This window comes from Hymenobacter metallilatus (assembly GCF_003944705.1).
Taxonomy (GTDB): Bacteria; Bacteroidota; Bacteroidia; order Cytophagales; family Hymenobacteraceae; genus Hymenobacter; species Hymenobacter metallilatus.
Window position 1 is genome coordinate 82,240 of the sequence record NZ_RWIS01000009.1, and the last position, 13,050, is coordinate 95,289.

The window sequence follows — 13,050 nt, forward strand, 5'->3', positions numbered from 1 at the left end:
CTACTGTTCTCGTCCTCTTCTTTCATGCTCTACGCTTTTGCCCTTACCCTGCTGCTGGCCACCCTTCTGACGGTGCTGGCTTTCCGGCGGCCCGATGCCCGACGCCGGGCCTTGCGGGTGGCAGCCGGGCTGGCAGCGGCACTAGGGCTGGGGCTGATGGCGTTTCCTCCCTCCCATACTACCACGATACCCGCGCCGTCTACGGCAATTCTGCTCACCGCCTCGTATTCCCCCGATACGCTCCGGGACCTGCTGCGCCAGCTCGGCCCGGCCACTCCGGTCCGGCGCTACGGCCCAGCGGAGTCGGCCGATACCGCTGCCGTTGGTAGCCCGGCGGCCCTGCGGCAGCAGTTTCCGCGGCTTCGCACCTTGCATGTGCTGGGCCAGGGCCTGCCGCCCGCCGACCTGCCCGAGCTGGCGGGTCTGCGTCTGCTGCCCCACCAGGATGCCCCGTTGACCGGCTTTCAGCTGGCCAGCTGGCCCACCCAGCCCGAGCTGGGTCAGGCTTGGACTCTTGAAGGAAGCTTTCGGTCGGCCCAACCGGCACCGGTCTGGGTACGCCTCTACGCGGCCGGCGCCCCCCGCGACTCGGTTCGGCTGCCGACGGGCCGGGGGCTTTTCCGACTGCGCTTTACCCCCCGGGCCGAGGGCCGGGCCGTGTACCGGCTGGAAGCCCGCGCCGAGAGTCGGCTGCTGGCCCGGGAGCTGGTACCGCTGGAAGTGCGGCCCACCCGCGTATTGCGCGTACTGGTGCTGGCCGCAGCTCCCTCGTTTGAAATTCGCTTTTTAAAAAACGAACTGGCCGCCCGTCAGCACGCCGTAGCCCTGCGTATTGGTCTGAGCCGGGGCCTCACCCAAACCGAGCTACTGAACCTACCGGCCTCGCTTAGCCTGAGCCGGCTCAGCCCGGAGCTGCTGGCTCGCTTTGAGGTGGTAATAGCCGATGCCGGAGCCCTCACCGCCCTGTCGCCCGCCGAAGGCCAGGCCCTGAGCCAAGCCGTACAGCGCGGCGGCTGCGGGGTGCTCCTGCTCGCCGATGCCGCCGCTATTCCCCGGTCTATGCCCGGCGGGGCGGCTTTCCGGGTGTTGCCGCGGCCGGCCGCCGCCAGCACTCTGCCCATGGCTCTTTACTGGCTTGATGCCCCGCGGCCGGCTTCTGTGGTAGCGGCCGTGCTGCAACCCAACGCCCAGCTCCGGCCGCTGATTACCGGCCCGAACCAGCAGCTGGTAGCGGCCGGGCGGCGCGTGGGCCTGGGGCAGGTAGCCGCTACTACCGTCGCCGAAACCTTTCCCTGGCTTCTGCAACGGCAAACCGCGGCGTACACCGCCTACTGGGGCCATTTACTTTCGGCCATTCGCCCCGCCCAGGCTAGCGGTCCGGAACTCCGGCTGCTGACGCCCTACCCCCGGCCCAACGAGCCGCTGCAGCTCCGGGCCGAGGGCGCGGGGGCAGGTCCTTTCACGGTAACCGGCCCCACCGGCCCCGGCACCACGGCCGCGACCCAGCAGGATGCCCGCATTCCGGAGTGGGCTACTGCTACCTACTGGCCGGCAGTAGCTGGTTGGCACGAAGCCCGATTGGGTGCCGCGCGGCAGTGGTTCTACGTGTTTGATTCCGCGGCCTGGCACTTGCCTCAACAGCAGGCTTGGTATGCGGCGGCGCAGCCCTACTCCATGCCGGTTGCCGGAGCTGCCGCTGGGGCCGCCGCCGGGGCGCAACACACTACCTGGCCACGGTGGGTGGGTCTGCTGGTATTTCTGGCGGGAGCCGGGCTGCTCTGGCTGGAAGAAAAGCTCTAAGTCGAATAGCCGTATCTTCGGGCTGGTTTCGGGCAAAAAATAACCCGGACTCCGCCGCAGCGAAATCCGGGTTATCGTAAGCACAAGCCGGCTACACCGGCGCGTAATTACTTGGCTTCGGTAGCCGTAGTGGTAGTGGTGGTAGCTTCCGTGGTGGTAGCAGCCGGAGCAGCAGTAGCAGCAGCAGCGGTGTCAGCAGCGGGAGCAGCAACCGTAGTATCGGTCGTAGCCGTAGTAGCTTCAGTCGAAGTAGCTTCGGTGGTAGTAGTGGTTTCTTCAGCTTTCTTCGACTCGCAAGAAGCGAGGGTAGCAGCGAAAACAACGGCCAGAGCGGATACCTTCAGGAGGTTCTTCATTGTACTAGTAGGTTTGAAATTTTTTTGTCCAAAAACGCCCTTGATACCTATATCCGGAAATGGTAACCCAGTTTCTAAAAATATTTTTTTGGCGGGTTACCCGGCCGCTCACCACGTATTAACCAACAAAGCGAATGGGTAAGGGACAACCTTCCTTCACCGACGAGGAGTTTGTAGCGGCCATCCGCCGCGACGACGACCGGGCGCTGGCGCAGCTCTATCGGCTGCACTTCCCCATGATTTCGCACTATGTGCTGCAGAACAGCGGCACCGAGGACGAAGCCAAGGATGTGTACCAGGAGGGCGTAATGGTATTCTATGAAAAGGTGCGTGATGGTTCTTTAGAGCTGAGCTGCCAGATCAAAACCTACCTCTACGCCGTGTGCCGCCGCTTGTGGCTGAAACGGCTCACCGATAAAACCCGCTTCGGCGGCCGCCTCGATGACCACGAGCCCTACCTCGAAACCGGCGCCGAAGCCGACCTCGAAGAAGCTGAGGAGCGGGACCGGCGCCTCGGCACCATGGCCCAGGCCCTGGACCGCATCGGGGAGCCCTGCCGCTCGCTTTTAGAAGGATTTTACCTGCTCGACAAGTCGATGCAGCAGCTTACGGCTGAGTTTGGCTACACCAACGCCGACAACGCCAAGAATCAGAAATACAAGTGCTTGGTGCGCCTGAAAAAACTCTTTTTCAATCAGTACCAGGAGCTTATTTAGATATGAGATGTAAGAAATGAGAACTGAGACGATGTTCGGCCACCGTAAGTGTCGCCTGAATATCCTCTTCCTTCTCGCTTCTCATCGTCTCACTTCTCGAAGACATGAAAACTGAAGCCGACTATTACGCTCTGTTTGACGCCTACCGCTCCGGCGGGCTGGCTAAAGAGGAGCGCACCACCCTGGAGCACCGCCTTGCCGCCGACCCCGAACTGGCCCGGCGTCTCCAGGAGTTTGAGGAACTGACGGGCACGCTCACGGCTTATGGCCGCCGGCTGGCCCTGCGCCGTAAGCTCCACGCCATCCATGCCGATATGGACGCTGAGCGGGCCGTACGCCTTACCCCCCTGGCCAAAGCGGCCGAGGAGGACGAGCGACTGGAGCAATTTGCCACGGGCCGGGCTCCACGGCCGGCATTGCGCATTTCGCGCACCGAGGAAAAGCTGCGCCAGTTCTGGCAGGGTCACCGGGCCACCATGATGGTAGCTGCCGCCGTGGCGGTGCTGGCTGTGTTTACCACTTTGCTGGGCATGGAAATGTATCGGGCCTCCCAGAAACCGTCGTTGTATGGCTATACGGTGCTGCGCCGCGAGGTGGAGCGCATCAAGCGTAACCAGCGCAGCATGAACCGCACCCTCAACCAGATGGATGCGCCCCAGCCCGACAAACTCAATCCTGGTAAGTTCAGCGGCACGGGCTTCGCCCTCACGGCTGATGGCTATCTGGTTACCAGCTACCACGTTATTCAGGGGGCCGACTCGCTGCTGATTGAGAGCCGGGAGCGGCAGCGGTACCGGGCCGAGCCGGTGTTCACCGACGTGGCCCACGACCTGGCAATTCTGCAGATTAAGGATAAAAGCTTTAAAGGCTTCGGCCGCCTGCCTTATGCATTCAAGCGGGGGCAGTCGGAGTTGGGCGAGCGGGTGTACACGCTAGGCTACCCGCGCGAGGATTTGGTGTTCAACGACGGCTCTTTGAGTGCCCGCTCCGGCTTTGAGGGCGACACGGGATTCTACCAGATCAGCATTCCGGTAAACCCCGGCAACTCGGGTGGCCCGCTGCTGGATGATAAAGGCAACCTGATTGGTATTATCAGCGGCCGGCAGATGGACGTGCAAAGCGCCGCATTTGCCACTAAGTCGTCGTACCTGATGCGGCTGGTTGATTCGCTGGGCACGGCCCACGCGGGTAAGCCCTACAACATGCCCCGCACCAACCTGCTTAGCGGCACTTCGCGGCCCCAGCAAATCCGTAAGCTTCAGGATTACGTGTTTGTTGTGAAGGTGTACGAATAAGCCTGGCTAGCAACACTAATACTTTAAAGCCCTGCCGGAAACGGCGGGGCTTTTTGCGTAGACTCCTCCCTTATTTTTCAGGTAAGCGCCCCGCTGTGAAGTAGAACACCCTAGTGGCTATAGCGCCGCACTATACCGGTGCTGGCACTGTTGCTCAGGTTGGTCAGTAACCCAGAGCGGGCGCACCGGCAAAGGAGTGGCAGCTTCAGGGAGCACCTTTCCCAGCATTAAGCCAAGAACTAGTTATAACTATTTGACAAACAGAGCCTACCTCCTGCTTATTGGCGGAAGTAGTTGGTGGCAGCTGTTGCTTTGCTTCCACTAAATGTGCTTCTTACCTCTCTCATTATTTTGCCTGCCTTCGACCTAACTCCTACCCTGCATGAACCGCCGAGCTTTTCTTCAGAAACCTGCTGCAGGGGTGCTGGCTGCGGCTTCCCCCACTGAAGCAGCGGCCCGGTATGAGGCCGCCAGCGGGGGCGACGACGAGAAAATAAGCCGCTTTGCCAACCAAGAACTGCCGCGCACCGCACGCTCCACGGCAACCTTGGCTCCTTACACGGGGCCCTGGGGTTACTCGCAGGCGGCGCACTTGCTGCGGCGCAGCCTGTTTGGCCCCACCCGGCAGGAAATTCTAACCGCAGCTGGCCAGTCGCTGACGCAGGTACTCAACGGGTTGCTGGCCGCACCAGTTGCGCCGGCTCCACCCGTAAACGTATCGGCCACGGATACGAGCGTACCAATCGGGCAAACCTGGGTAACGCAACCCTTTGATCAGAACGTGGAGGGCGTGCGGCGCTCCTCCCTGCGGGCCTGGTGGCTGGGGCAGCTGCAGCAGCAGAGTGTATCGTTGGCCGAAAAAATGACGCTGTTCTGGCACAACCACTTTGTAGTAGAGCTGGGCGATATTAATGATGCCCGCTACGGCTACGAGTATTGCCGCCTGCTGCGCCAGTATGCACTGGGAAACATTCGCCAGCTGGCCAAGGAGGTGACCGTTACGCCGGCCATGCTCCGCTACCTCAACGGCAACCAGAGCACTGGTGGTGCGCCTAACGAAAACTACGGCCGGGAGCTGCTGGAGCTATTTACCATTGGCAAAGGCCCCCTGATTGGTGCGGGCAACTACACCACTTACACCGAAGACGATGTGAAGGCGGCAGCCCGCGTGCTCACCGGCTGGCGCGACAATGCCACTACCCTGCAGGGCTATTTTACGGCCAGCCGCCACGATACCGGCACCAAGCAGTTCAGCGCCGCATTTGGTAGCCGCGTTATCAGCAACGGTGCCGACCAGGAGTACAAAACCCTGGTAGACATGATTTTTGCCCAGGCCGATACGGCCCGCTTCCTGTGCCGCAAGCTGTACCGGTGGTTTGTGTACTACGTTATTGATGCAACCACTGAGCAGAACATTATTGAGCCCCTGGCCCAGCTGCTCATCAGCAATAACTACGAGGTGGCTCCGGTCTTGCGGGCGTTGCTGGGCAGTGAGCATTTTTTTGATGCCGTGAACATGGGCTGCCTGATTAAAAGCCCGCTCGATTTTACTCTTACCGTTGGCCGACAGCTACAGGTTGCTTTCCCAACTAGCAGTAGCCTCCCTACCCAGTACAGCGTCTGGGACTATATCAACGGGATTACTAACCTGCAGCAGCAAGTGCTGGGCGACCCGCCCAACGTGGCCGGCTGGCCCGCTTACTGGCAAACACCACAGTATTATGAGCTGTGGATTAATGCAGTAACCCTGCCCCGCCGCAATCAGCTGACGGATGCGCTTATTAGCAGCGGCGGCATTACCCGCAGTGGCTTTACCCTCCGGATTGACGCCGTAGCGCTGGTGCAGGCCCTGCCCGCTTCCACTGCCTCTGATGCGAACCTTTTGATTGGGGAGCTGTCCCGGCTGCTGTTTCCTATTCCGCTCACGGCCAACCAGCTCAGCTACCTGAATGATGTGCTGCTGCCGGGGCTGCCGGATTTTGAGTGGACCGTGGAGTGGCAGGATTACGTGGCCAACCCCACCAATACCGCCAAGAAAGCCGCTGTACAAACCAAGCTGCAGGCTCTGCTGCGCACCATGATGGGCCTGGCGGAGTATCATCTGTCCTAGTTTTTTGGCTGATGGCTGTTGGCTGCTAGCTTTTCATCCGTTGGCATTTTCCTGCAGTGTTTACTCCTGCCCTCCACGTAGCCGCAGCTAACCGCGCGGAGCCATCCGCTAACAGCGTAAAAAATGAACCGCAGACATTTCCTCCAGACGACGGCCGCGGCCACGGTAGTACCGGCTTTACTGAGTGGCCTGCCCATTGGGGCGTATGGTTTTTCGCCGGAGCTGTACGAGCTAACCGGGGGGGCCACGCAAACCGACCATGTGCTGGTGCTGATTCAGCTGAACGGGGGCAATGACGGCCTGAATATGGTGCTGCCCCTGGATCAGTACTCGGCGCTGATGAATGCCCGGGCCGATATTGCCATTCCGGAGCCCCAGGCCTTACGCCTTACCAGCCTTACGGGTCTGCACCCGGCCATGACGGGCATGAAAAACCTCTACGATAATGCGCAGCTGGGTGTGGTGCAGAGTGTGGGCTACCCGAATCCGAACTTCAGCCATTTCCGCGCTACGGATATCTGGACCTCCGGCTCCGACTCCAACGTCACCATTACTTCGGGCTGGGCCGGGCGCTACCTCAACGGCGAGTACCCCGGCTACCCCACTGGCTACCCCAACGCCCAGAACCCCGATCCGCTGGCTATCAGCATTGGCTCGGTGGTGAGTAACTGCGTGCAGGGGCCCAGCGTGAACATGGGTATGGCCATTGCCAGTACATCCTCCTTTTATCAGCTGCTGAATGGCGTGGTGGACGCCGCGCCCAATACGCCCGCCGGCCACGAGCTAACGTTTATCCGGCAGGTTGTACAGCAAACCCAAGTGTACACTACGGCAATTCAGGCCGCTGCCGGCCGGGCCCGCAACCTCTCGCCGCTCTATCCCCCAGCCGGCCAGAACTCCCTCTCCGACCAGCTGAAGATTGTGGCCCAGCTGGTGGCCGGCGGCCTGCAAACCCGCGTGTACGTGTGCAACCTAGGCGGCTTCGACACCCACGTAACCCAAGTACCTCTTACTGGCAGCACTACCACCGGCACCCACGCCACGCTGCTCGGCAAAGTATCGGAGGCCATTGCTGCTTTTCAGGACGATTTGCGGCGGCTCAGCGTGCAGGATCGGGTGGTAGGCATGACGTTTTCGGAATTTGGGCGGCGCATTAAGGCCAACTCCGGCAAAGGCACCGACCATGGGGCCGCAGCCCCGCTGTTTGTATTTGGCACCAGCGTAAATCCGCGCATTCATGGCACCAACCCGGTACTGCCCCAGAATGCCGGCGTGAACGACAACGTTCCGCTTCAGTTTGATTTCAGAGCTATATATGCCAGTTTGCTGAAGGATTGGTTTCAGGTGCCACAGTCTACCCTGAACGCGCTGCTGCCGTCGGTAGGCGGCCCTTTCCCGTACGTTCCCGTGATTAGGCCTGGTGTTATCAACGGTACCACACCGGCCCACCTCAGCGTAACCGGTTTCCGGGTGTTCCCAAACCCGGTGCGCGAAGGCCGGGCCACACTAGCATTTGAGGCCCAGGGGGGCCACGTACAGGTACTGCTGTTTGATGCCCTAGGCCGGGAGGTGGCCCGGGTGCTTGACCGAAACCTGCCGGCCGGTGCCTGCGAGCTTCCGCTGGATATGAGCGGTCTGGCTCCTGGCGCTTACCACTGCTTTATTCAGGAAGAGGGTCGCAGCAGCTCGCAGCTGGTGGCCCTGGAATAAGGCCGGCGGGAGAGATGAATAAATAATAGGGTAAGCTGGAGAGTATCAAAATTCTGGTAAACTCCGTACAGAGCCTTCGGTGCCGCTTCCCGGCGGCTTACTGTATTTCTTCACCTCTCTGCCTTTCCCTATTATGAGCAGCCAACTCCCCCAGGAAGTCGAAAAAATTCTTCCCGAAGATGTTATTAACACCCTGCAAAGCGCCTACAGCGTATTCAAAGGGGAGCAAGACCAGCTGGATGATCTGCTAAAGCACGGTGGGGCCTTATTGCGCAAAGCCTCCCAGCGCTTTACCACCACGCAACTGATTATTGGTATTGCGGTGCTGGCTAGCGTGGCCGTATTTGCTACCGCCAAAATAGCCGAAGCCGCTTCCGACGAGAACTAGCCGTACGCTGCTCAGTACTAAGCCTCTCCCGCGTGGGAGAGGCTTTTTTTATGGTATTTTTTCAATTATAATTTTAACAATAAATATTTTGACTTATACTTGCACAAACACAATCAAAACTCGCTTTACAACCATGAAAACTCTTTTCCTGGCCCTCTTCGTCGTGTCCGCGCTAGTTATTACTGATGCTACTGCTACTCCTATCAATCCTCTGGCCTGTGCAGTAACGGTTTCGGTTGCCAAAGCACATTCCTCAGAGCTACCGACCTGGTTTAAGCGCAAAAAGCGTCACCACACCCCTGCTTACCGGCGTCTTCGCTCGCGGCGCTAGTACTGTTTCCACCTTGTTACGCTTACTATTATGAAGGCTACTGCTATTTTTCTGGTACTGATTGCAGCTGCTGGCTGCTATACCCCCGCATCTACAGCGGCCCCTGTCCCCAAGCCCCCAAAGGCGGAAACGAAAGCAGCCAAGAAGAAGGGACTGGGTAAGATGTTCGCTAAACGGCAGCAGGAATCGGCCTATGCCAAAGCAATGCGCCGCAACGAGCTGTTTCGGTAGGTTGCCTGGCCGCTTGGAAGCAAGGCTTGCCAGGGGTACCCTAACCTATCGTATGTTGATTAAGGTGCTACTCACGGCTGAATGCCTTGGCGAAAATGCTCGCAGCAGTGGCCCGGCAGCCGTATAGGCGGCAGAGGCAGCATCAACCCCAGCTAGCTACAGCAGCAGGCAGCCGAGGAAAATGCGGGGAACCCGGAAGGATTCGTCAGGGCGGTGCATCCCACCGCCCTGTTTTCCGTTTTGGAGGATAACGGCCTGACTCTGGCCGTTTCACTCGTTTCTGCTGCTCTTATGCTTTCTCCTGCTTATCTGTGTACCGGTTGCCTGCTGGGTATACTAGGCTTTGCTACCTCCACCTGCCTGGCGCAGCAGCCCGCTCAGGGTGCTGGTAGCTCCGTGGTTGCCGCTGGAGCGCGTCCCCAGCTTGTTTCCCGACAGTTCAGCTTCACTGAAGGACCAGCCGTAGACAAAGCCGGCAACGTTTTTTTCACCGATCAGCCCAACAACAAAATCTGGAAGTACAGCACCAAGGGGAAGCTCACCGTTTTCCTGGACCAGGCCGGCCGCGCCAATGGCACGTATTTCGACCGCAAAGGCAATTTATTGGCCTGCGCCGATGAGCACAATCAACTCTGGTCAATTGCCCCCAATGGGAAAGTGACGGTACTGCTCCGGGATGTGCAGGGACACACGCTCAACGGGCCCAACGACCTGTGGGTACAGCCCACAACCGGTGGCATCTATTTCACCGACCCTTATTACCAGCGGCCCTACTGGACGCGCCAGGCACCCGACCCTGGCCTTGGGGGGCAGAAGCTATATTTTCTGCCGGCGTCACAAACCGCTGCCGTAGTTGTGGATGAGCACCTGCAGCAACCCAATGGTATCATCGGTACGCCCGATGGCCAGCATGTGTACGTAGCCGATATTGGAGCTAATAAGACCTACCGCTACGATATTGCGCCCGACGGACAGCTCCGGAACCGGCATCTGTTCGTAGAACAAGGCTCCGACGGCATGACCATCGACAACCAAGGCAACGTGTACCTTACCGGCAATGGCGTAACGGTATTTAATCCCGCCGGCCAGCAGATTGAGCAGATTGCCATTCCCGAGAAGTGGACGGCCAATGTATGTTTCGGCGGCAAAAAGCGTGACACCCTGTTTATTACCGCCTCCGAGGCGGTGTACGTGCTGCCCATGCAGGTGCGGGGAGTGCAATAAGCTTCCTCCACCCTATCCTGAAGTGCGCAAACCCACCATCAGGCCGGAAGTGCTATTGCTTTTTGCACCTTCCATCAACCCGAAGCAACTGCAGCCTTCCTGCCTTCCGCCAGATACCACAACTCATTGATTGGCTGCTGGGTTGCAAGGGTATTGTGTGTATGAATTAAAAAAATACTATTAATTATATAAATAATAATCTATATTGGCCTTCTGTTCGCGCTAATGCTAATCAGGGCCACCTATCCGGCCCTGCCTCCCTCCTCCTATTGCCGGTTCTGGTTAGTGTAATGTGTCGTATTCATTTTACGTCAGGAGGCTATGTATGTCCCGTCGCATGAGGTGCTACTGTTAGCGCCGCCCACATTATACCGGCAGGGGTTGGAGGGTATGCTACGAGAGGCGTGGCCGGGAATACACATTACGCTGGCCACCGACAGCCAGTGCGGACCACAACTGCTGTATCATCGGCCCTTTGCCGTGGTCATTCTGGATGCTGAGCTGCTGGATGGCCTACCCGACTTGTACCTGAGCCAGCTGCGAGCCATCCGAAGCACCCAGCCCCTGCTGCTGTTTACGGGACCACGCCTGACTCCAGCCCTGCGGCGGTACCTACAGCAGGCTGGCCCGTGGCTATCCTGGCTACCCCGCCACGTAGTGCCCGCGTCGGTTGTGGAGGTGCTCAGCCCTTACCTTTCGGGGGTTAGTTCTCCGAAAATAGCAGGCAAAGTTCCCACTGGTGGTCCGGCTACTGCCTTCAGCCGCCGTGAGCTGGAAGTACTGCGCCTGGTGGTACAGGATTATTGCAATCAGGAAATAGCAGATCAGCTGTATCTGAGCGTGCGCACGGTGGAAAGTCACCGCCGCGCCTTACTTCAAAAAACCGGTGCCCGCACCCTGGTGGGACTGGTGGTACAGGCCGTACGCGAAGGGTGGGTAAGCGCATAAAGCTCAGTGGTGGTACAGTAACAGTAAAAGCCAGAACCATGCACCTGTATCCTGCATGAGGTATTGATTTACGCGCTAACCTTACCTCTGGGGCCACCTTACCACTATCCGGCGGTTTACCCTTCTGAGACAACGGTAGCGTTTTTGCCCGGCAGCGGCTACCTTCCGGCTTTGGGCCCTTACCAGCCCGCCACCCTCCAACCGCCTCTGCCCATGCCCCAGACTGACTTACACGGAACCATCCTGCTGGTGTTGGGGCTGCTGTTTGCCATGTTGCTGCTGGTAATGCTGAGCCAGAAGCTGCGCATCTCCTACCCGATTTTTCTGGTGCTGGCCGGGCTGGCACTCAGTTTTGTGCCCGGGCTGCCCCTTCTTATCATCGACCCCAACCTGATTTTCCTGATTTTCCTGCCGCCCCTGCTCTATCAAGCCGCCTGGGACACCTCCTGGCAGGACTTCTGGCGTTGGAAGCGACCTATTTTGCTACTGGCCTTTGGGCTGGTGTTCTTTACGGCCACCATTGTTGCCTACGTAACCCAGGCCATGATTCCAGGATTTACGCTGGCCCTGGGTTTTTTGCTGGGTGGCATCATCTCCCCGCCCGATGCCGTAGCGGCTACTTCCGTGCTCAAGGGCATCAAGGTACCCCGCCGCGTGACCAGCATTCTGGAAGGCGAAAGCCTGATTAATGACGCCAGCAGTCTAATTGTGTTCCGGTTTGCGCTAGCGGCAGTGGTATCGGGCTCGTTCTCCTGGCACCAGGCTATTACAAGCTTTTTGCTGGCCAGCTGCCTGGGCCTGGTTATTGGACTAGTGGTGGGCTACGGCTTTTATCTGATTCATAAGCACCTGCCCACCACGCCCAGCATCAACACGGTGCTTACCTTTCTGGCCCCCTACGTAATGTACCTGCTGGCCGAGGAGTTTCATTTTTCGGGGGTACTGGCCGTGGTGAGCGGGGGGCTGATGCTGTCCTACCACTCCCACCGAATATTTGACGCCGACACCCGCCTGCAGGCTACCAGCGTGTGGAGCAGTGTGGGGTTTGCCCTCAACGGGCTGGTATTTATTCTGATTGGGCTGGAGCTACCAGTGGCAGTACAGGGCCTGGGCAATTACTCCCTGCAGCAGGCTATTGCCTATGCCCTCATCATCAGCGCCATCATCATCCTCATTCGGCTGCTGTGGATGTATCCGGCGGCGTTTGTGCCCCGCTGGCTGTTCCGAAGCATTCGTACGCAGGAGGCCAGCCCCGGCTGGCAGGGGCCGCTGATTATCGGTTGGGCCGGTATGCGGGGCGTGGTATCGTTGGCCTCGGCCCTGTCGGTGCCGCTGCTGCTCACCAACGGCGAGGCATTTCCCCAGCGCAACCTTATTCTGTTTATCACCTTCGTGGTAATTTTGGTTACGCTGGTATTTCAGGGACTTACGCTGCCGGCCCTCATTCGCTTTACGGGCGTGGCCCACCAGGAAGAGCGTATGCCCACCGACGCCCAGGAGGCCGGTATCCGCCTCCGCCTGCGCCATGTGGCTCTGGCGCACCTGGCCCGGCACTACTCCGAAGACATCCAACATAATGAGATGATTAACGCCCTGCAGCACCGTATGCAGGCCGAAGCCCAGCGCACCGGCAACCTGCTGGAAGCCCTGGACTACGACGACTCTAAGCGCCAGGCCCTGCAACGCTACCACCAAGTGCTGCTGGATGTGCTGCAGGTGCAGCGGGAGGAGCTGTTTGTGCTCCGCCGTGAGGATGTATTTGAGGAAGAAATGCTCCGTCACCAGGAAGCTCAACTCGACCTCGACGAGGCTAAAATCAGTCACATGCCGCACTGAGGAAGAAGGAAAGATGCAAGATGTTGCATCTCCCTTCGCCCTCCTCCAAAACCTAAACGTCCTCTTCCGGCCGGAGCCAGAAGAGGACGTTTACAGGAAATAAAG

Annotated in this window: 10 protein-coding genes; 9 read left to right on the forward strand and 1 reads right to left on the reverse strand. The window is 59.1% G+C overall.

What is annotated here, in order from left to right; genetic code table 11:
- The first annotated feature begins 24 nt into the window (after nucleotides 1–24).
- Complete coding sequence (locus tag EI290_RS13910; protein ID WP_125431464.1) at nucleotides 25–1,800, forward strand: hypothetical protein; 1,776 nt, start codon at nucleotides 25–27, stop codon at nucleotides 1,798–1,800.
- Nucleotides 1,801–1,907: 107 nt separating this feature from the next.
- Here EI290_RS13910 and EI290_RS13915 read toward each other — a convergent pair whose 3' ends face one another.
- Entirely contained in the window at nucleotides 1,908–2,156 is a 249-nt protein-coding gene (locus EI290_RS13915) for a hypothetical protein (RefSeq protein WP_125431466.1), read from the reverse strand.
- A gap of 134 nt (nucleotides 2,157–2,290) precedes the next feature.
- On the opposite strand from EI290_RS13915, the gene EI290_RS13920 reads away from it, so the two are divergent.
- From EI290_RS13920 to EI290_RS13960, 8 genes are all read left to right on the forward strand, one after another.
- A complete protein-coding gene (locus EI290_RS13920) occupies nucleotides 2,291–2,872 on the forward strand; it encodes an RNA polymerase sigma factor (protein WP_125431469.1) in 582 nt (193 codons plus the stop codon).
- A gap of 104 nt (nucleotides 2,873–2,976) precedes the next feature.
- Complete coding sequence (locus tag EI290_RS13925; RefSeq protein ID WP_125431472.1) at nucleotides 2,977–4,167, forward strand: S1 family peptidase; 1,191 nt, start codon at nucleotides 2,977–2,979, stop codon at nucleotides 4,165–4,167.
- 382 nt (nucleotides 4,168–4,549) lie between these two features.
- Entirely contained in the window at nucleotides 4,550–6,277 is a 1,728-nt protein-coding gene (locus EI290_RS13930; protein ID WP_125431475.1) for a DUF1800 domain-containing protein, read from the forward strand.
- 123 nt (nucleotides 6,278–6,400) lie between these two features.
- Entirely contained in the window at nucleotides 6,401–7,987 is a 1,587-nt protein-coding gene (locus EI290_RS13935) for a DUF1501 domain-containing protein (protein ID WP_125431478.1), read from the forward strand.
- 133 nt (nucleotides 7,988–8,120) lie between these two features.
- Complete coding sequence (locus tag EI290_RS13940; RefSeq protein ID WP_125431481.1) at nucleotides 8,121–8,375, forward strand: hypothetical protein; 255 nt, start codon at nucleotides 8,121–8,123, stop codon at nucleotides 8,373–8,375.
- A gap of 853 nt (nucleotides 8,376–9,228) precedes the next feature.
- The gene (locus EI290_RS13950) at nucleotides 9,229–10,161 is read left to right on the forward strand and encodes an SMP-30/gluconolactonase/LRE family protein (protein ID WP_125431487.1); all 933 of its coding nucleotides are present in this window, start codon (nucleotides 9,229–9,231) and stop codon (nucleotides 10,159–10,161) included.
- 321 nt (nucleotides 10,162–10,482) lie between these two features.
- Nucleotides 10,483–11,109: a response regulator transcription factor gene (locus EI290_RS13955; protein WP_125431490.1), complete on the forward strand. Its 627-nt coding sequence runs from the start codon at nucleotides 10,483–10,485 to the stop codon at nucleotides 11,107–11,109.
- Between the two features lie 213 nt (nucleotides 11,110–11,322).
- Nucleotides 11,323–12,945 (forward strand): Na+/H+ antiporter, encoded by a 1,623-nt coding sequence (locus EI290_RS13960; RefSeq protein ID WP_125431493.1) that lies wholly within the window; start codon nucleotides 11,323–11,325, stop codon nucleotides 12,943–12,945.
- Nucleotides 12,946–13,050: the final 105 nt, after the last annotated feature.